4 protein-coding genes are annotated in these 22,077 nt (G+C 75.5%); all 4 read left to right on the top strand.

The genetic code is table 11. The annotated features are described in order from the left end of the window. Positions 1-14 precede the first annotated feature (14 nt). The 4 genes from OOK34_RS31710 to OOK34_RS31695 are packed head-to-tail and all read left to right on the top strand — an operon-like array spanning position 15 to position 22,069. Positions 15-4,811: a type I polyketide synthase gene (locus tag OOK34_RS31710; RefSeq protein WP_267037589.1), complete on the top strand. Its 4,797-nt coding sequence runs from the start codon at positions 15-17 to the stop codon at positions 4,809-4,811. A 50-nt stretch (positions 4,812-4,861) separates the two neighbouring features. Further along, positions 4,862-9,610, top strand: a complete 4,749-nt coding sequence (locus OOK34_RS31705) for an SDR family NAD(P)-dependent oxidoreductase (RefSeq protein ID WP_267037588.1) — start codon at positions 4,862-4,864, stop codon at positions 9,608-9,610. Position 9,611: 1 nt separating this feature from the next. Beyond that, positions 9,612-20,648 (top strand): type I polyketide synthase, encoded by an 11,037-nt coding sequence (locus OOK34_RS31700; protein WP_267037587.1) that lies wholly within the window; start codon positions 9,612-9,614, stop codon positions 20,646-20,648. After that, a complete protein-coding gene (locus OOK34_RS31695) occupies positions 20,645-22,069 on the top strand; it encodes a DHA2 family efflux MFS transporter permease subunit (RefSeq protein ID WP_267037586.1) in 1,425 nt (474 codons plus the stop codon). The genes OOK34_RS31700 and OOK34_RS31695 overlap by 4 nt, the downstream gene beginning before the upstream one ends. Positions 22,070-22,077 lie beyond the last annotated feature (8 nt).

Genomic DNA, 22,077 nt, shown 5'->3' with positions numbered 1-22,077 from the left:
TGTGGAGCTGACACATGGTTACGCCCGAAGCAGTGACATCCAGCACGGTGACGCCCGACGCGAAGCTCGTGGCCGCGCTCCGGACCTCCCTCAAGGAGGCCGACCGGCTGCGCGAACAGAACCGGCGGCTCACCGAGGCGGCCCGGGAGCCCATCGCGATCGTCGCGATGAGCTGCAGGTTCCCCGGCGGCGTCCGTTCGCCCGAGGGGCTGTGGGACCTGGTCGCCGCCGGCCGTGACGCCGTGTCGCCGTTCCCCACCGACCGGGGCTGGGACCTGGAGGAGCTGTTCGACGAGGACCCGGACCGGCCCGGCTCCTCGTACGTCCGCGAGGGCGCGTTCGTCCACGACGCCGCCGACTTCGACGCCGGCTTCTTCGCCATCTCGCCGCGCGAGGCCCTCGCCATGGACCCCCAGCAGCGGATGCTCCTGGAAACCGCCTGGGAGGCCCTCGAGCGTGCCGCGATCGCGCCGGACGCCCTGCGCGGCAGCCGTACCGGGGTGTTCGTCGGCACCAACGGCGGCGACTACGGCACGGTCCTCGTCGGCGGCCCCGAGGAGGTCGACGGCTACCTGGCGACCGGGAACGCCACCAGCGTGCTGTCCGGCCGGATCTCGTACGAGTTCGGCTTCGAGGGGCCCGCCGTCACCGTCGACACCGCCTGCTCGTCCTCCCTCGTCGCCCTGCACCTCGCCGCACAGGCGCTGCGCCAGCAGGAGTGCACGATGGCGCTCGCGGCCGGTGTGACCGTCATGGCCAGCCCGACCACCTTCACCGAGTTCAGCCGCCAGCGGGGCCTGGCCCCGGACGGCCGCTGCAAGCCCTTCGCGGCGGCCGCGGACGGCACCGGCTGGGGCGAGGGCGCCGGAGTGCTCGTACTGGAGCGGCTCTCCGACGCCCGCCGCAACGGCCACCCCGTCCTCGCGGTGATCCGGGGATCCGCCGTCAACCAGGACGGCGCCTCCAACGGCCTGACCGCCCCCAACGGCCCGTCCCAGCGGCGCGTGCTCCGCCAGGCGCTCGCCAACGCCCGCCTGACGGCCGACCAGGTCGACGCGGTCGAGGCGCACGGCACGGGCACCACCCTCGGCGACCCCATCGAGGCCCAGGCCCTGCTGGCCACGTACGGGCAGAACCGCCCGGCGGACCGGCCGCTGCGCCTCGGGTCGGTCAAGTCCAACATCGGCCACACCCAGGCCGCCGCCGGCGTGGCGGGCATCATCAAGATGGTCCAGGCGATCCGCAACGGCGTCCTGCCGCGCACCCTGCACGTGGACGAGCCCACGCCCCAGGTGGATTGGTCGGCCGGCTCCGTCCGGCTGCTGACCGAGAACCTCGACTGGCGGACGCCCGACGGACAGCCGCGCCGCGCCGGCGTGTCCTCGTTCGGCATGAGCGGCACCAACGCCCACGTCATCCTGGAGGAACCCGCCCCGGCCGCTCCCTCCGCCTCCGCCACTCCCTCCGCCTCCTCGGCCCTGCCCTGGCTGCTGTCCGGCAAGTCGGCCGACGCGCTGCGGGCGCAGGCCCGTGAACTGCGGACGTTCCTGTCGGGCCGTCCCGGTCACGCGCCGGCGGACGTCGGCCGCTCGCTCGCCCTCTCGCGGGCCTCCTTCGACCACCGCGCCGTGCTCGTCGCCGACCACCCGGACGCCTTCGACGCCGCCCTGTCGGCGCTGGCCGACGGCACGGCGGCCGCCGGCCTGGTCGAGGGCCAGGCACCCGACGGCCGCACCAAGGTCGTCTTCGTCTTCCCCGGCCAGGGCTCCCAGTGGACGGGCATGGCCACGGAACTGCTGGCCACGAGCCCCGTCTTCGCCGACCGCATGGACCAGTGCGAGCAAGCCCTGTCCGGGTTCGTCGACTGGTCGCTGCGCGAGGTACTCACCGATGAGGCCGCCCTGGCCCGCGTCGACGTGGTGCAGCCCGCCCTGTGGGCCGTGATGGTGTCCCTCGCCGCCCTGTGGCGTTCGTACGGAGTGGAACCGGCGGCCGTCCTCGGACACTCACAGGGCGAGATCGCCGCGGCCTGCGTCGCGGGCGGGTTCTCGCTCGAAGACGGCGCACGGGTGGTGGCCCTGCGCAGCAAGGCCCTCCTCGCCCTCTCCGGCCGCGGCGGCATGGTGTCCGTCCCCCTGCCCCGCGAGGAGGTGGCGGCCGGCCTCGACGAGCGGCTGTCCATCGCCGCCGAGAACGGCCCCCGCTCGGTCGTCGTCTCGGGCGACCCCGAGGCCCTCGACGCGCTGCTCGCCGGGACCGAGGGCGCCCGCCGGATCGCCGTCGACTACGCCTCCCACTCCGCCCACGTGGAGGAGATCCGCGACGAACTCCTCACCGTCCTCGCCGGGCTCTCCCCGCGTCCGGCGGAGGTGCCCTTCTTCTCCACCGTCACCGGCGACTGGCAGGACACCGCCGAGCTGGACGCGGAGTACTGGTACCGCAACGCCCGCCGGACCGTGCGCTTCGAGGAGTCCACGCGCGCCCTGCGCGAGCAGGGGTTCGGCGTGTTCGTCGAGAGCAGCCCGCACCCGGTGCTGATCCAGGGCCTCGGGGACTGCGCCGTCGGCTCGCTGCGCCGCCAGGACGGCGGACCGGCACGGTTCCTGCTCTCGCTGGCCGAGGCCCACGTGCGGGGCGTCGCCGTCGACTGGTCGCCCGCCTTCGCGGACGCCGGCCCGGCCCACGTCGACCTGCCGACCTACGCCTTCCAGCGCCGGCGCTACTGGCCGCGCCCCGGCACCGGCCGCACGGCCGGGTCCGACCCGGCGGAGTCGGCCTTCTGGGAGGCCGTCGAACGCGCCGACCTGCCGGCCCTGTCGGGCGAACTCGGCGCCGAAGGACCGGCGCTGCACGCCCTGGAGACCACCCTGCCCGTACTCACCGCCTGGCGGGCGGGACGCCGGCAGCGGTCCACCGTCGACTCCTGGCGCTACCGGGCGATCTGGGAACCCACCACCGCGGACGCTTCCGGCCACCTCTCGGGCCGGTGGCTGGTGGTGTCGGCGGAGGCGGGTGCGGAGCTGGCGGGTGTGCTGTCGGGGGCCGGTGCCGAGGTGGTCGAGCTGGTCGGGGGCGGTCGTTCCCGTGGCGAGCTGGCCGAAGCCCTGTCCGGTGTCGGCCCCGTGGACGGTGTGGTGTCGCTGCTGGATGTGGCGGGGTCGCTGTCCCTGGTGCAGGCACTGGGTGATGCGGGCGTCGAAGCCCGGTTGTGGTGTGTGACGCGTGGGGCGGTGTCGACCGGTGCGTCGGACCGTCTGACCGATCCGGTCGGGGCGCAGGTGTGGGGTCTGGGCCGGGTGGCCGCTTTGGAGTTCGGCCGGCGGTGGGGCGGTCTGGTGGACGTCCCCGCGGTGCTGGACGCCACGACCGGGGACCGTCTGGTCGCGGTGCTTTCGGGCGGCGGTGGTGAGGATCAGGTCGCGGTCCGTGCGGAGGGCGTGTTCGCGCGCCGTCTGGTCCGGGCGCCGTTCGCTCCGGTGGTGGGTGAGGGGTGGCGGCCGGAGGGTCCGGTGCTGGTGACCGGTGGTACGGGTGCGCTGGGTTCCCGGGTGGCGCGCTGGCTGGCGTCGGCGGGTGCCACGGAGCTGGTTCTGACGAGCCGTCGGGGTCTGGATGCTCCGGGCGCGGCCGAGCTGGTGGCGGAACTCGCCGAATCGGGTGTCACGGCTTCGGTTGCCGCCTGTGATGTGGCTGACCGGGATGCGGTGGCGAAGCTGCTGGTGGAGCACCCGGTGTCGGCCGTGTTCCATGCGGCCGGTGTCCTGGACGACGGCGTGCTGGACGGTCTGACTCCGGAGCGTTTGGCGACGGTCCTGGGTCCGAAGGCGGATGCGGCGCGTCATCTGCACGAGCTGGCCGCTGAGATGGGCTTGGCCCTGTCGGCGTTCGTCCTGTTCTCCTCCTTCGCGGGCACGGTCGGCGGCGCGGGTCAGGGCAATTACGCGGCGGCCAATGCCTACCTGGACGCTCTGGCCGAGCAGCGGCGGGCCGATGGTCTGCCCGCCACCTCCATCGCCTGGGGAGCCTGGGGGGACAGCGGCCTCGCCACCGGATCCGACGCCGTCACCGCCCGCATGCGCCGCGGCGGCCTCCTGCCGATGGCCCCCGACCTGGCCATCGCCGCACTCCAGCAGGCACTGGACCGCGACGAGACCACCCTCGTGGTCGCCGGCGTCGACTGGGAGCGCTTCGCGGCGGCCTTCGTCACCGGCCGCCCCAGCCCGCTCCTGACGGGCGTACCCGAGGTGCGTACCGTACTCGCGGCCCTGGAGGACGGCCGCGCCACCGGCACCTCCCTGCGGGACACCCTCCCCGGCCTGCCCGCCGAGGCACAGGAACGGGCTCTGCTCGACCTGGTCCGTACCCACGTGGCCGCCGTCCTCGGGCACGGCACCCCGCACGAGGTCGCCACCGGACGGGCCTTCCGCGAGGCGGGGTTCGACTCCCTGACGGCGGTCGAGCTGCGCAACCGGCTGAGCACGGCCACCGGCCTGCCCCTGCCCGCCACCGTGGTCTTCGACCACCCCAACCCGGCCGCGCTCGCCGAACACCTGCGCTCCGAGCTGTGCGGGAACGGCGGCGCGGACGGCCCGTCCGCACTGGAGGAGTTCGCCCGCTTCGAACGCGCACTGACCCGGGTCGAGCCCGGCACCGGCGACCACACCAAGATCATGCAGCGGCTCCAGGCCCTGCTGGCCCAAGGCCAGGAGGCCGCCGGCCACCCGGATCGCGCCGCCGGCGCCGACCAGTACGAAGCGGCGACCGACGACGAGCTGTTCGGCCTGCTCGGCGAGAAGTTCGGCATCTCATGAGCGACGCCACCCGCCCCGCCGCCAACCCCTCCGCCAGGGAGAACCCTCACGTGTCCAACGAAGACAAACTCCGCCACTTCCTCAAGCGCGTCTCGGCCGAGCTGGAGCAGACCCAGGAACGCCTGCGCGAGAGCGAGAACCGGGACGGCGAGCCGATCGCCGTCGTGGCCATGAGCTGCCGCTTCCCCGGCGGGGTCCAGAGCCCCGAAGACCTGTGGCGGCTGCTCGTCTCGGGTGGCGACGCCCTGTCCGGCTTCCCCACCGACCGCGGCTGGGACCTGGCGGGCCTGCTCTCCGACGACCCGGAGCAGGCCGGTGCCTCCCACGCCCGCCAGGCCGGATTCCTCGAGGGCGCGGGCGAGTTCGACGCCGCCTTCTTCGGGATCTCGCCCCGCGAGGCCCTCGCCATGGACCCCCAGCAGCGGCTGCTGCTGGAGACCTCGTGGGAGTCCTTCGAGCGCGCCGGGATCGCCCCGGACACCCTGCGCGGCAGCCGGACCGGCGTCTTCATCGGCACCAACGGGCAGGACTACACCCCCGTGGCCGTCCACTCCGCCGACGACCTGGCCGGGCACATCATGACCGGCAACGCCGCCAGCGTGCTCTCCGGCCGCCTCTCCTACGTCTACGGGCTCCAGGGTCCCGCCGTCACCGTCGACACCGCATGCTCCGCCTCCCTCGTCGCCCTGCACCTGGCGGTCCAGGCGCTGCGGCGCGGCGAGTGCGAGCTGGCCCTCACCGGCGGGGCCACCGTCATGTCGACACCGACCCTGTTCGCGGAGTTCAGCCGCCAGGGCGGCCTGGCCCGCGACGGCCGCTGCAAGGCCTTCGCGGCGGCCGCCGACGGCACCGGCTGGGGCGAGGGCGCGGGCATGCTCGTACTGGAGCGGCTCTCCGACGCCCGCCGCCACGGCCACCCCGTCCTCGCGGTGATCCGGGGATCCGCCGTCAACCAGGACGGCGCCTCCAACGGCCTGACCGCCCCCAACGGCCCCGCCCAGCAGCGCGTCATCGAACTGGCCCTCGCCAATGCCCGCCTGACGCCCGAACAGGTCGACGCGGTCGAGGCCCACGGCACCGGCACCACCCTCGGCGACCCCATCGAGGCCCAGGCCCTGATCGCGGCCTACGGGCAGAACCGCCCGGCCGGCCGGCCGCTGCGCCTCGGCTCGGTCAAGTCCAACATCGGCCACACCCAGGCCGCCGCGGGCGTGGCGGGCATCATCAAGATGGTCCAGGCGATCCGCAACGGCGTCCTGCCCCGCACCCTCCACGTCGACGAGCCGACCCCCCAGGTCGACTGGTCGGCCGGCTCCGTACGCGTCCTGACCGAGAACCTCGACTGGCGGACGCCCGACGGACAGCCGCGCCGCGCCGGCGTGTCCTCGTTCGGCATCAGCGGCACCAACGCCCACGTCCTCCTCGAGGAGCACACGCCCGACGCCGAGCAGTCCACGCAGGACGACCGGACCCCCACGACCGGCGAGACCCCCGCCAACTCCGCGGCCCCCGCCACCGCCGAGTCCCCCGTCCTCGCGGTGCTCTCCGCCCGCGAGGACGAGACCCTGCGCGAACAGGCCGCCCGCCTCCACGCCCACCTCGAGGCCGGCCCGCACCTGTCCCCCCGCGACGTGGCCCACTCCCTCGCCACCACCCGTGCCACCCTCGACCGCCGCGCCGCCGTCGTCGCCAACGGCCGCGACGCCCTCCTCGAGGGGCTGGCGGCGCTCGCCGACGGCACCCCGGCCCCCGGCGTTCTGCACGGCAGCGCCGCCCCCGGCGGGCTGGCGTTCCTGTTCACCGGCCAGGGCGCCCAGCGCGCCGGCATGGGAGACGAGCTGTACGCGGCGTTCCCGGTCTTCGCACAGGCCTTCGACGCGGCCTGCGCCGCACTCGACGCACACCTGGACCGCCCGCTGCGGCAGGTGGTGAGCGGCGAGGCGGAACTCCTCGACCGGACCCGGTACACCCAGGCCGGGCTGTTCGCCCTGGAGGTGGCCCTGTACCGCCTCTTCGAGTCCTGGGGCGTACGCCCCGACTTCCTCCTCGGCCACTCGGTCGGCGAGCTGGCCGCCGCCCACGTGGCCGGCGTGCTCACCCTCCCCGACGCCGCCACGCTGGTCGCCGCCCGCGGCCGGCTGATGGAGGCGCTGCCCGAAGGCGGGGCGATGGTCTCCGTCCAGGCGGCCGAGGACGAGGTACGCGCCCTGCTGACGGCCGGCGTCGACATCGCCGCGGTCAACGGCCCCCGCGCGGTGGTCGTCTCCGGCCCCGAGGAGGCGGTCTCGCGGACCGCCGGCCTCCTGGAGGCCGCGGGCCACCGCACGAAGCGGCTCAACGTCAGCCACGCCTTCCACTCGTCGCTGATGGAGCCGATGCTCGCCGAATTCGGCCGCATCGCGCGGACGCTCACCTTCCACCAGCCGTCCGTCCCGATCGTCTCGAACGTCACCGGACGCACCGCCGACCCGGCCGAGCTCGCCACGCCCGAGTACTGGGTCCGGCACGTGCGCGCGGCCGTCCGGTTCCACGACGGCATGCGCCACCTGGAGGCCCAGGGCGTACGCCGCTTCGTCGAGCTGGGCCCCTCCGGCGTGCTGTCCGCCGCCGGACAGGCCTGCGTGAGCGGCCCGGACACCGTCCTCGTACCGGCCCTGCGCCGCGACCGGGCCGAACAGGAGACCGCCACCGCCGCCCTGGGCGGGCTGTTCGTGCACGGCACCGCCCCGGACTGGACCGGGGTCTTCGCCGGGCACCCCGTACGCCGGGTGGCCCTGCCGACCACGGCGTTCCGCCGCACCCGCTACTGGGCCCGCCCCGGCGAGAGCGCCGGCCGGCCCGCCGCCACCGCCCAGGACCCCGCCGCCGGCCTCCAGTACCGCATCGAGTGGCAGCCGCTCGCCACCCCCGCCGCCACCGCCCCCGGGGGGACCTGGCTCGTGGCCGGGCCGCGCCCCCAGGAGCTCGACCTGGTCACCGGGGCGCTCGCCGCCCGCGGCGCCACCCCCGCCCGCCTGGACCTGACCCCCGGCACCGGCCACGACCGCGAGGCCCTGACCGTCCGCCTGCTCACGGCCCTGGCCGCCGCCGACAGCTGCGCGGGCGTCCTGCTCCTGCCCGCCGAGCCCGGCGATCCCGGCCTGGCCGCGGCCCTCCTGCTGCACCAGGCCCTCGGAGACGCCGGAATCACCGCACCGCTGTGGTGCGCCACCCGCGGCGCGGTCTCCACCGGCCCCGGCGACCGGCCCGCCGACCCCGGCCAGGCACAGGTCTGGGGCCTGGGCCGGGCCGCCGCCCTGGAAACCCCCACCCGCTGGGGAGGGCTCGTCGACCTCCCCGCGGAGCTCGACGCCCCCGCACTCGACCGGCTCGGCGCCCTCCTGCTGGCCGGCGCCCCCGCCGGGACCGGAGCCGAGGACCAGCTGGCGATCCGCCCCACCGGCATCCTCGCCCGCCGGCTGGTCCGCGTACGCAGGACCTCGGCCGCCGTCACGCCCTGGCGCCCCTCCGGCACCGTCCTGGTCACCGGCGGCACCGGCGCCCTCGGCGGCCACATCGCCCGCTGGCTCGCCGCGTCCGGCGCCGAACACCTGGTCCTCACCAGCCGCCGGGGCGAGCGGGCACCCGGCGCACGCGAACTCGCCGCCGAACTCACCGCGACGGGCACCCGCGTGACCATCGAGGCGTGCGACGCCGCCGACCGGGACGCGCTCGCGGCAGTGCTCGACGCGATCCCCGCCGAACTCCCCCTGACCGCGGTGGTGCACACCGCCGGCGTCCTCGACGACGGCGTCATCGAGTCCCTCACCCCCGAACGGTTCGCGGCGGTCCTGCGTCCCAAGGCCGACGCGGCCCGCAACCTCCACGAACTCACCGCCGGCCTGGACCTGTCGGCGTTCGTCCTCTTCTCCTCCTTCGCCGGCGCGGTCGGCGGCGCCGGACAGGCCAACTACGCGGCCGCCAACGCCTTCCTGGACTCCTTCGCCGACCAGCGCCGCGCCGACGGACTGCCCGCCACCGCCGTGGCCTGGGGCGCATGGGCCGAAGGCGGCATGGCCGAGGACGAGGCGGCCGTCGGCGAGCGCCTGCGCCGCCACGGCATCCGCCCGATGCGGCCCCCGCACGCCATCGAGGGACTCCAGCAGGCCCTGGACCACGGCGACGCCGCCCTGGCCGTGGCCGACATCGACTGGGCCCTGTTCGCACCCGGCTTCACCACGGTCCGGCCCAGCCCGCTGCTCACCGGAATCGAGGAAGCCCGCCCCCGCACCACCGGAGAACCCGACTGGCGCGAACGCATCACCCTGCTCCCGGACGCCGAACGCGCCGCCGCCCTGCTGGACCTCGTACGCACCCAGGCGGCGGCCGTCCTCGGACACGGCGGCCCCGAAGCGGTCACCCCCACCCAGCCCTTCCGGGAACTCGGCTTCGACTCCCTCACCGCCGTCGACCTGCGCAACGTCCTCGGCGTCCGCACCGGGCTGAACCTCGCCACGACCGTGGTCTTCGACCACCCCAGCCCCCAGGCCCTCGCCGAGCACCTCGACGCCGAACTCGGCGGCACCGCCGCCGCCCGCGTCCTCGCCGACCTCGACCGCGTCGAGGACGCCCTCGCGGTCCTCGACGCCGACGTACGGGCCGAGGTCGCGACCCGCCTCCAGAGCCTGCTGGCCCGCGCCGGCGCGGGATCCGGACCCGGCTCCGGCCCGGACGACGAAACGGGTGCCGACACCCGACCGACCTTGGACACGGCGGACGACCTTTTCGCCTACATCGACCAGAAATACGGGACCCGCTGACATGGTGAACGAGACCAAGCTCCTGGAATACCTCAAGCGGGTCACGGCCGACCTGGACGAGGCGAACCGGCGTCTGAAGGACGCCGAGGACCTCAGCCACGAGCCGATCGCGATCGTCGGCATGGGCTGCCGCTTCCCCGGTGGCGTGCACTCCGCCGAACAGCTGTGGACCCTCCTCGCCGACGGCACCGACGCCCTCGCCGCCTTCCCCGACGACCGGGGCTGGGACCTCGCCGCGCTCTACGACCCGGACCCCGACCGGGCCGGCACCAGCTACGTCCGCGAGGGCGGCTTCCTCGCCGGCGCCGCCGACTTCGACCCCGCCTTCTTCGGCATCAGCCCGCGCGAGGCCCGAGCCATGGACCCCCAGCAGCGGCTGCTGCTGGAAGTTGCCTGGGAGGCCCTGGAGCGTTCCGGCCTCGACCCGGCCGCCCTGCGCGGCAGCCGGGCCGGCGTCTTCGTCGGCACCAACGGCCAGGACTACGGCACCCTGTTCGGCTCGACCCCGGAAGAGGGCCTCGAAGGCTACATCGGCACCGGCAACGCGGCGAGCGTGCTCTCCGGCCGGCTGTCCTACGTACTCGGCCTCGAAGGCCCCGCCGTCACCGTCGACACGGCCTGCTCGTCCTCCCTGGTATCGCTGCACCTGGCCGCCGAGGCGCTGCGCCGCGGCGAATGCGCCCTGGCCCTCGCCGGCGGCGCCACGGTGATGGCCACCCCCCGGGTCTTCGTCGAGTTCAGCCGGCAGCGCGGGCTCGCCGCCGACGGCCGCTGCAAGCCCTTCGCCGCCGCCGCGGACGGCACCGGCTGGGGCGAAGGCGCGGGCCTGCTCGTCCTCGAACGGCTCTCCGACGCCAGGCGGGGCGGCCGCCCCGTCCTCGCGGTCCTGCGGGGCTCGGCGGTCAACCAGGACGGCGCCTCCAACGGGCTCACCGCCCCCAACGGCACCGCCCAGCAGCGCGTCATCCGCCAGGCCCTGGCCAACGCCCGGCTGTCCCCGGACATGGTCGACGCGGTCGAGGCCCACGGCACCGGCACCAGGCTCGGCGACCCCATCGAGGCGCACGCCCTGCTCGCCACCTACGGCCGCAAGCGCACTGCCGACCGGCCGCTGTGGCTGGGCTCGGTCAAGTCGAACCTGGGCCACACCCAGGCCGCGGCGGGCGTCGCCGGCGTGATGAAGATGATCCTCGCCATCCAGCACGGCACGCTGCCCCAGACCCTGCACGTGGACGAGCCGACGCCCCACGCGGACTGGTCGGCGGGCGGCGTACGCCTGCTGACCGAGCCCACGCCCTGGCCCGAGACGGGCGAGCCGCGCCGCGCCGGCGTGTCGGCCTTCGGCGTCAGCGGCACCAACGCCCACCTGATCGTCGAGCAGGCCGCCCCCGAGGACGCCCGGCCCCAGGACCGGACGCACGAGCCACGGGCACCGCGCACCGCCGCCGCCCCGTGGCTGCTGTCGGCCCACACCCCCGAGGCACTGCGCGCACGGGCCGCCCAACTCCGCTCGTACGCACAGGACCACCCGGAGCTGGACCCCGCCGACCTGGCCCACTCCCTGTCCCTGTCGACGCCCTTCGCCCACCGGGGCGTGGTGCCGGGCGCCAACCGGGAGGAACTCCTCGAGGGCGTGGCCTCCGGCGGGAAGTTCGCCTTCCTCTTCTCGGGGCAGGGTGCGCAGCGTCCCGGCATGGGCCGTGAGCTGTACGAGGCCCAGCCGGTGTTCGCGGCCGCCTTCGACGAGGCCTGCGCCCACTTCGACCTCCCCCTCAAGGACCTGGTCTTCGGCGGCGGGGACGAGATCCACCGCACCGAGAACACCCAGCCGGCCCTCTTCGCGGTCGAGGTGGCCCTGTACCGCCTGGCGGAGTCCTTCGGTCTGCGTCCGGACTTCGTAGCGGGTCACTCGATCGGTGAGATCGCGGCCGCGCACGTGGCCGGGGTCCTCTCCCTCGCTGACGCGGCCCGTCTGGTGGCGGCCCGTGGTGCCCTGATGGGAGCCCTGCCGGAGGGCGGGGCGATGGTCTCGATCCGCGCCACTGAGCAGGAGATACGCCCGCTGCTGTCGGCCGGTGTCGACATCGCTGCGGTCAACGGCCCGCAGTCCGTGGTGATTTCGGGCGCCGAAGAGGCTGTCCTGGAGGTGGCCGAGCGGCTGGCCGGGCAGGGTCACAAGACCAAGCGCCTCACGGTCTCGCACGCCTTCCACTCGCCGCTCATGGAGCCCATGCTCGGCGCGTTCCGTGAGGTCGCGGAATCCCTCACCCACTCCGCTCCCGAGATACCGGTGGTCTCGAACGTCACCGGCGGGCAGATCACCGAGTTCACGGCCGCCTACTGGGTCCAGCACGTCCGTGATGCCGTCCGCTTCGCCGACGGGGTCCGGTACCTCGCCGAGGAGCAGGGCGTGGGCCACTTCCTGGAGCTGGGTCCGCAGGGCGTCCTCGCCGCCATGGCGGGGGAGTCGCTCCCGGAGGAGTTCTCCGGGCTCCTCACCCCCCTGCTGCGCAAGGACCGCCCCGAGCCCGACGCCTTCCTCGGCGCCTTGGCCGAGGCCTGGACCCGCGGCCTGCCCGTCGACTGGACCCCGCTCCTCGCCGGCCGCCGCGTCGACCTGCCCACGTACCCCTTCCAGCGCCAGCGCTACTGGCCCGAGACGACCGCCCTCGGCGACGTGGCCGCCGCCGGCCTGGGCCCCGCCGACCACCCCCTGCTCGGAGCCATGGTGACCCTGGCCGAGGCCGACCAGGTGCTGTTCACCGGCCGCCTCTCCCTGCGGACCCACCCCTGGCTCGCCGACCACGCCGTCCTGGGCACCGTGTTCGTCCCCGGCACCGCCTTCGTGGAGCTGGCCGTCCGCGCCGGCGACCAGGTCGGCTGCGCCCGCCTCGACGAACTCACCATCGAGGCACCGCTGGTCCTCCCCGAACAGGGCGCGGTCCAGCTCCAGGTCGCCGTCGGATCCGTGGACGCGGACGGCCGCCGCTCCCTGACCTTCCACTCCCGCCACACCGACGAGCCGTGGACCCGGCACGCCACCGGCACCCTGACGGACGGCCCCGCCCCGGCCGCCGCCCCGCCCGCCGTCCCCGACCTGAGCGAATGGCCCCCCGCGGGCGCCGAGCCGGTGTCCGTCGAGGGGCTCTACGACCACCTCGTCGAGGTCGGCTTCGGCTACGGACCCGCCTTCCAGGGGCTGCGGGCGGCATGGCGCCGCGGCGAGGACGTGTTCGCCGAGGTACGGCTGCCGCAGGAAGCCGAAGCCGCCCGCTTCGGCCTGCACCCCGCCCTGCTGGACGCCGCCCTGCACGCCGTCGGGCTCGGCGACTTCGTCACCGACGGCGCCGCGAGCCTCCCGTTCTCCTGGCGCGGCGTGGCCCTCCACGCGGCCGGCGCCCCGGCGCTGCGCGTACGGCTGTCGCCGGCCGGCCCCGACAGCGTGTCCCTGGACGCCGCCGACCAGACGGGCGCCCCGGTGGCCACCGTCGAGGCGCTCGCCCTGCGCCCGGCCGCGGCACAGCGTACGCACCGGCACCGCGACTCCCTCTTCCGCGTCGACTGGGCCGCCCTGCCCCTGCCCCTGCCCGCCGCCGCCTCCGGGCAGCCGGCCGGTGCACCGCCGCGCTGGATCGCCTCGGCCGCCGACCTGGCCGCGCTGGACACCGTCCCCGACGCCGTGTTCGTCCGCTGCCCCCGCACCGACGACGACCTGGTCCCCGCAGCCCACACCGGCGCGCACCGCGTCCTGGAACTCCTCCAGGCGTGGCTCGCCGACCCCCGGTGCGCCTCCTCGCAGCTGGTCCTGGTCACCCGCGGCGCCCTGGCCGTCCGGCAGGGCGAGACGGTCCACGACCTCGGCCAGGCGCCGCTGTGGGGCCTCGTCCGGTCGGCGCAGGCCGAGAACCCGGGCAGCTTCCGCCTGATCGACGTCACCGATCCGGACGACGCCCCGGACGCCTCCGCCGCACTGGACGCCCTCCTGACCCTCGACGAGCCGCAACTCGCGCTCCGTGACGGCACGTTGTACGCCCCCCGGCTGGCCCGCGTCCCCGCCCCCGCCGCGCCCCGGGACTGGAACCCCGACGGCACCGTCCTGATCACCGGCGGCACCGGCGGCCTCGGCGCCCTGCTGGCCCGCCACCTGGTCGCCGAACACGGCGTACGCCACCTCGTACTGGCCGGCCGGCGCGGCCCGGCCGCCGAGGGCGCCGGCGAACTCGCCGCCGCGCTCACCGAGGCCGGCGCCCACGTGCGGATCGAGGCCTGCGACGTCGGCGACCGAGCCGACCTGGCGCGCCTCCTCGCCCGGATCCCCGCCGAACGGCCGCTGACGGCGGTCGTGCACGCGGCCGGCGTCCTCGACGACGGCGTGATCGGCTCGCTGGCCCCCGACCGGCTGGACACCGTACTGCGCCCCAAGCTCGACGCGGCCTGGCACCTGCACGAGCTGACGCGGGAGGCCGACCTGGCGGCGTTCGTGCTGTTCTCCTCGGCCGCCGGCGTCTTCGGCGCCCCCGGCCAGGCCGGCTACGCCGCCGCGAACGCCTTCCTCGACGCGCTCGCCCAGCACCGCACCGCCCAGGGCCTCAGCGCCGTGTCCCTGGCCTGGGGCCTGTGGGCGGAGGGCGGCGGCATGGGCGGGCGACTGGCCGACGGCGACAGCCGGCGCATCACCGGCTCCGGCGTCGGCGCACTGTCCGCCGCCGACGGCCTGGAACTCTTCGACCTCGCGGGCGGCCTCGACGAGCCCCTGCTCGTCCCCGCCCGCCTGGACCTCACCCCGCCGGCCGGCGCGGCGCGGAACGCCACGCCCCCCGCACTGCTGCGCGGCCTCGTCCGCGGACCGGCCCGCAGGGCCGCCGCGTCCGGCCCGTCCACCCCGCGGACCCAGTGGACCGAACGGCAGCTCGCCGAGCTGGTCCGTACGCACGTCAGCGCCGTACTGGGCCACGCGAACGCGCAGGCGGTCGACCTCGGCCAGGCGTTCACCGAGCTCGGCTTCGACTCCCTCACCGCGGTCGAACTCCGCAACCGGCTCACCACCGAGACGGGCCTGCGGCTCTCGGCAACCCTCATCTTCGACTACCCCACCCCGGCCGCCCTCGTGGAGCACCTGCGCGCTGGACTGACCGAGGCACCGGCCGCCGAAGCCACCGCCCCGGCCACCGGCGCCCCCGGCGCCCCCGGCGCCGACACCGAGGACCCCATCGCGATCGTCGGCATGAGCTGCCGCTACCCCGGCGGAGTGCGCTCGCCGGAGGACCTGTGGCAGCTGGTCGCCGCGGGCGGCGACGGCATCGCGGCGTTCCCCACCGACCGCGGCTGGGACCTGGACGGCCTCTTCGACGCCGACCCCGACGCGGCCGGCCGCTCGTACGTCAGCGAAGGCGGCTTCCTCTACGACGCCGCCGAGTTCGACGCCGGCTTCTTCGGGATCTCACCCCGCGAGGCCCTCGCCATGGACCCCCAGCAGCGGCTCCTCCTGGAAACCGCCTGGGAGGCCTTCGAACGCGCCGGCATCGACCCGACGTCCGTGCGCGGCACCGCCACCGGCGTGTTCGCCGGCGTCATGTACCACGACTACGCCTCCCGCCTGGGCGAGGTCCCCGAGGGCATCGACGGCTACCTCAGCACCGGCAACGCCGGCAGCGTCCTGTCCGGCCGCATCTCCTACGTCCTCGGCCTGGAGGGCCCCGCCGTCACCGTCGACACCGCCTGCTCCTCCTCCCTCGTCGCCCTGCACCTGGCCGCCCAGGCCCTGCGGTCCGGCGAATGCACGATGGCCCTGGCCGGCGGCGCGACCGTGATGGCCACCCCCAACACGTTCGTGGAGTTCTCCCGGCAGCGCGGCCTGTCCTTCGACGGCCGCTGCAAGTCCTTCGCCGCGGCCGCCGACGGAACCGGCTGGGGCGAGGGCGCGGGCATGCTGCTGCTGGAGAAGCTCTCCGACGCCCGCCGCAACGGCCACCGCGTCCTGGCCGTCGTCCGCGGCTCCGCCGTCAACCAGGACGGCGCCTCCAACGGCCTCACCGCCCCCAACGGCCCCTCCCAGCAGCGCGTCATCCGCCAGGCCCTGGGCAACGCCGGCCTGGGCGTCCGGGACGTCGACGCCGTCGAGGCCCACGGCACCGGCACCAAGCTCGGCGACCCCATCGAAGCGCAGGCCGTGCTCGCCACGTACGGGCAGGACCGGCCCGCCGGCCAGCCGCTGTGGCTGGGCTCCCTCAAGTCCAACATCGGCCACACCCAGGCCGCCTCCGGTGTCGGCGGCGTCATCAAGATGGTCGAGGCGATGCGCCACGGCCTCCTGCCCCGCACCCTCCACGTCGACGAGCCCACCCCGCACGTCGACTGGACGGCCGGCGGCGTACGCCTGCTGACCGAACCCGTGCCGTGGCCCGAGACCGGACGGGCCCGCCGCTCCGGCGTGTCCTCGTTCGGGGTCAGCGGCACCAACGCCCACGTCATCGTGGAACAGGCCCCCCTCGACGGGGCCACCACCCCCGAGCCCGCCCCCCGGCCGGCCCCCGCACCGGGCACGGCACTGCCGTGGGTGCTGTCCGCCAAGACCGACGAAGCCCTGCGCGACCAGGCCCGCAACCTCCTCGCAGCCCTGGAGGGCCTGACCGCGCCGCGGTCCCCCGAGGACGACCCCCACCACCCCCTCGCCGACATCGGCAGCTCCCTCGCGTCCTCCCGCGCCGCCCTCGAGCACCGGGCCGCCGTGGTGGCCGACGACCCCGCCGCCTTCGCCGAAGCGCTGACGGCCCTGGCCGCCGGCGAGCCCTCCCCGCACCTGCTGCGAGGATCGTCGCGCACCACCGCGAAAGCCGTCTTCGTCTTCCCCGGCCAGGGCTCCCAGTGGGCGGGCATGGCCCACGAACTGCTCGACTCCTCCCCGGTGTTCGCCGACCGGCTGGCCGCCTGCGAACGGGCCCTCGCGCCCCACGTGGACTGGTCGCTGCGCGAAGCCCTCGCCGACGAGGCCGCCCTGGCCCGGGTCGACGTGGTCCAGCCCGCCCTGTGGGCGGTGATGGTCTCCCTCGCCGCGCTGTGGCGCTCCCACGGAGTCGAACCGGCCGCCGTGGTCGGCCACTCCCAGGGCGAGATCGCCGCCGCCTGCGTCGCCGGAGCGCTCACCCTCGACGACGCGGCCCGCGTCGTCGCCCTGCGCAGCAAGGCCCTCCTGGCCCTCTCCGGCCGCGGCGGCATGGTCTCCCTGCCGCTGTCCCGCGAGGAGGCCGCCGCACACCTGGGCGAGCGGCTCTCGCTCGCCGCCGTCAACGGCCCACGCTCCGTGGTGGTCTCCGGCGACCCCGAGGCCCTCGACGCGGTGCTCGCCGGCATCGAGGGCGCCCGCCGGATCCCCGTGGACTACGCCTCCCACTCCGCCCACGTGGAGGAGATCCGTACGGACGTCCTGGACGCCCTCGCCGGGATCACCCCCCGCCCGGCCGAGATCCCGTTCCTGTCCACCGTCGACGCCACCTGGCTGGACGGCACCGAACTGGACGAGCGGTACTGGTACCGCAACCTCCGCCAGAGCGTCCTGCTCGCCGACGTCACCGAAACCCTCGTCCACGAGGGCTACGGCGTGTTCATCGAGGTCAGCCCGCACCCCGTCCTCGTCCACGGCCTGCCCGACACCGCGCTGGGCACCCTGCGCCGCGGCGACGGCGGCCCCGCCCGCTTCACGGCCGCCCTCGCCGAGGCGCACGTCCACGGAGTGCCGGTCGACTGGGACACCGTCTTCCCCGGCGCCCGGCGGGTCGATCTGCCCACGTACGCCTTCCAGCGCGAGCGGTTCTGGCTGGAAGGCACCGAAGCCGCGGGCGACATGGCCTCCGCGGGCCTGGACGCGGCCGGCCACCCCCTGCTCGGTGCGATGGTGACCGTCGCCGCCTCCGACGACCACCTCTTCACCGGCCGCCTGTCGGTGACCGCGCAGCCCTGGCTGGCCGACCACGCGGTGGCCGGCACGGTCCTGCTGCCCGGCACCGCCTTCGTGGAACTGGCCCTGCACGCAGGCCTCCAGACCGGCCACGGCCACCTGGAGGAACTGACCCTGGAAGCCCCGCTGGTGCTCCCCGAGCGGGGCGGCGTCCAGGTCCAGCTCGCCGTCGGCCCCGCCGACCCGGACGGCCGGCGCACGGTCACCACGTACGCCCGCTCCGCCCAGGAGAGCGGCGAACCCTGGACCCGCCACGCCACCGGCGTCCTGTCCGCCACCCCGGCCACCTCCCCGGCCCCCGCCACCACCGGCGGCCCCTGGCCGCCGGCCGGCGCCGAACCCCTGGACCTGACCGGCTTCTACGACCGGCTCACCGACGCCGGACTCGGCTACGGGCCCGCGTTCCAGGGTCTGCGCGCGGCCTGGCGGCTCGGCGACGAGGTGTACGCGGAGGTCGGCCTCGACCGCGACCAGCAGGAGGCCGCGGGCCGCTTCGGCCTCCACCCGGCCCTCCTCGACGCCGCCCTGCACGCCGTGGGCCTCGGCTCCTTCCTCGACGGCCCCGGCGTCCGCCTCCCCTTCTCCTGGAACGGCGTCCACCTGCACACGGCCGGCGCGCGCGACCTGCGCGTCCGGCTGAGCCCCGCGGGCGGGGACGCGGTCGCCCTCACCGTCACCGACACGGCCGGCCTGCCGGTGGCGACCGTCGACTCACTGGCCCTGCGCCCGGTGGCCACCGAACACCTCGCGCACCGGGACACCCTGTTCGCGTTGGACTGGGTGGCGGCCCCGGCGGGCGAGCCCGTGCCCGCGGGCGCGGTGCGTGAGGTGGACACCTCCGCCGGTGTCCGGGCGGCCGTGGGCCAGGCCCTGGAGGCACTTCAGGGATCCCTCGCGAGCCCGGAGGACGAGCGCCTGGTGTTCGTCACCCGCCGGGCAGTCGGTGAAGACGTCGGTGATGACATCGGTGATCTGGCGGGTGCGGCGGTGTGGGGCCTGGTGCGCTCGGCGCAGTCGGAACACCCGGGCCGTTTCCACCTCCTGGACCTGGACGAGAACGCGGACCCGGCCCCGTATCTGACGTCCGCGGAGCCGCAGCTTGCGGTGCGCGGGGGATCGGTACGCGTCCCGCGCCTGACCCGTACCCCTGCCGCACCGGCCTCCGAGGGCCTGTCCTTCGCCGAGGGCGGCACCGTCCTGATCACCGGCGGCACGGGTGTCCTCGGCCGCGCGGTGGCCCGTCACCTGGTCACCGTCCACGGCGTCCGCCACCTGCTCCTGGCCAGCCGCTCCGGCGGCGCCGAGGACCTGGTGGCCGAACTGGCCGAACTGGGCGCCGCCGCAACGGTCGCCGCCTGCGACGCGGCCGACCGTGAGGCCCTGACCGTCCTCCTGGCCACGATCCCCGCCGCGCACCCCCTCACCGCCGTCATCCACACCGCGGGCGTCCTCGACGACGGGGTGATCGAATCCCTCACCCCCGAGCGATTCGAAGCGGTGCTGCGCCCGAAGGTGGACGCGGCCCGCAACCTCCACGAACTCACCGCTGACCTGGACCTGTCGGCGTTCGTCCTGTTCTCCTCCGCCTCGGGTCTGCTCGGCGCCCCGGGCCAGGGCAACTACGCGGCCGCCAACGCCTACCTGGACGCCCTCGCCCAGCACCGGCGCTCCCTGGGCCTGCCCGGCCTCTCCCTCGCCTGGGGTCTGTGGGCCGAGCGCAGCGGCATGACCGGCGCCCTCGACGCCACCGACGTCGACCGCATCAACCGCGGCGGCGTCGCCCCCCTCGCCACCGACGAGGCCCTCGCGCTCCTGGACACCGCCCCCGCCCTCGACCGGGCCCTGGCGGTGCCGATCCGCCTGGACCTGCCCGCCCTGCGCACCCGCGCCCGGCACGAGGCCCTCCCGCCCCTGCTGCACGGCCTGGTGCCGGCCCCGCTCCGGCGGACGGCGGGCGCCCCGCCCGCCGTACCCGTCCTCGATCCGGAGGACCTGCTGGCCCTCGTACAGGCACACACGGCCACCGTCCTCGGCCACAGCTCCGCCGACCGGATCGAACCGGACCGCAAGTTCCTGGAGATGGGCTTCGACTCGCTGACCTCGGTGCGTCTGCGCGGCAGCCTCAACACCGCGACCGGCCTGAGACTGTCCGCCACGGCCGTCTTCGACCACCCGACCCCCGCCGACCTCGCCGACCACATGCGCGGCGAACTCGCGGCGGCCCGGACCCCGCAGACGCCAGAACCCGTACGGCCGCCCGCGCCGGCGCAGCCCATCGCCGCGCTCTACCGGCAGGCCTGCGCGGACGGCAAGGTCAAGGAGGCCACCGACCTGCTCGTCGCCGCCTCCCTGCTGCGCCCCTCCTTCACCGCGGACGCCACGGACGGGGCCCCGGCGCCGGTCACCCTGTCCGGCGCCACCGGCGGGTCCGGCGGTCCGGCGCTGATCTGCCTGCCCTCGGTCACCGCACTCTCCAGCCCCCACCAGTTCGCCCGCTTCGCCGCGCCCTTCCGCGAGCACCGGGACGTCCACGTCCTCCCGCTCCCCGGCTACGGCGAGGGCGAGCCGCTGCCCGCCACCGCCGACGCCCTCGTCGCGCACGTGGCCGCCGAGGTGCTGCGCCTCGCGGACGGCGCACCGTTCGCACTGGCCGGGTACTCCTCGGGCGGCTGGCTCGCCCAGGAGGTCACCGCCCACCTCGAACGCGGGGGCGCCGCGCCCGCCGGGCTGGTGCTGCTCGACACGTTCCTGCCCGGCGACGCGGCCCAGCCCGCGTTCCGCTCCCGGATGACGGACGCCATGTTCGAACGGGAGGACGCCTTCGGCTGGATGACCGACCTCAGGCTCACGGCCATGGGCGGCTACTTCCGGCTCTTCCCGGACTGGCGGCCCACCGCCACCGCCGTCCCGACGCTGCTCGTCAGAGCCGGCCGCTCCCTGGTCGACGGCGGGGGCCACCACGCCTCCTGGCCGCTGCCCCACACGGCGGTGGACGTGCCGGGCGACCACTTCACGATGATGGAGGACGACGCGCGGGCCGCGGCCGCCGCCGTCGACCACTGGCTGACGGAGACCGTGGCATGACGACCCGCACCGCGCCGGCACCCCGCACCGGCCTCGGCCGCGACGTCTGGAAGGCCGCCACCGTCGTGATCGTGGGAGCGACGATGTCGTTCCTGGACTCGACGATCGTCAACGTCGCGCTCACCGCGCTCGGTACGGACTTCCGGGCGCCGCTGAACACCGTCCAGTGGGTGGTCACCGCCTACCTCCTCGCCGTCGCCGCGGTCATCCCGGTCTCCGGCTGGGCCGCCCGCCGCTTCGGCGCCCGCCGCACCTACGTGGCCGCCGTCGTCCTGTTCACCCTGGGCTCCGCGCTCTGCGCGGTGGCCCAGGACGCCGGACAGCTCATCGCCTTCCGCGCGGTCCAGGGCCTCGGCGGCGGGCTGATCATGCCCGTCGGGCAGATGATCCTGGCCCGCACGGCCGGCCCGAAGAACATGTCCCGGGTCATGGCGACGGTGGGCGTACCCATCGTGCTGGCCCCGGTCTTCGGCCCCTTCGCCGGCGGACTCCTGCTGCACTACACCGACTGGAGGTGGATCTTCCTGGTCAACCTGCCCGTGGGCGCCGCCGCCGTCCTGTGCGCCGTGTGCCTCCTGCCGGCCGACCGCCCCGAGGCGGCCCCGCCGCTGGACGTCCCGGGCCTGGCCGCGATCTCCACCGGCATGGCCGTCCTCACCTACGGCCTGGGCAGCACCGACACCGGATCCCTCACGGTGCCCCTGCTCTGCGTGGCCACCGGTACGGCCCTCCTCGTCCTCTTCGCGATCCGCACCCTCCACACCCCCCATCCGCTCTTCGACATCCGCCTCTACCGCGACCGGGTCTTCCGCGCCGCCTCCCTCACCACGTTCTTCCTCTCCATGGGCATGTACGCGGGCATGGTGCTGATGCCGCTGTACTTCCAGGACGTCCGGCAGGAGGACCCGGTCGCCACCGGCATGCTGCTGGTGCCGTCGAGCATCGGCGCGGCGGCGGCCACCTGGCTCTCGGGCCGGGCCGCCGAACGCCTCGGCGGCGGCCGGACCGCCCTCCTCGGCGCCGGCCTCAGCCTGGCGGCGGCGGTGCCGTTCGTGTTCGTCGGCGCCGACACGTCCTACGCGCTGATCGGGACGGCCATGACCGTCTCGGGATTCGGCGCCGGCCTGTCCGTCATGCCCGCCATGACCACCGCGTTCCGCAGCCTCGACCCGCAGAAGATCAGCGACGCCTCACCGCAGCTGAGCATCCTGCAACGGCTGGGCGGTTCGCTCGCGACGGCGGTGCTCGTCACCGTCCTGCAGCGCGGCCTCGACGGTGCGGACGGCCGCCCGCACGAGAAGGCCTCCGCCTTCGCCGTCACCTTCGGATGGTCCCTGGCGCTGGCCGCCGTGGCCGCGCTGTCCGCCGTCCTGCTCGCCCGGGCCGGGCGTCGTCCGGCCGCCCCCGAACCCACCCGCTGAGGGGAAAC

This window comes from Streptomyces sp. NBC_00091 (assembly GCF_026343185.1).
Lineage (GTDB): Bacteria > Actinomycetota > Actinomycetes > Streptomycetales > Streptomycetaceae > Streptomyces.
The sequence above is the reverse complement of the archived record's forward strand: the minus strand, read 5'-3'. Positions and strand labels throughout refer to the sequence as shown.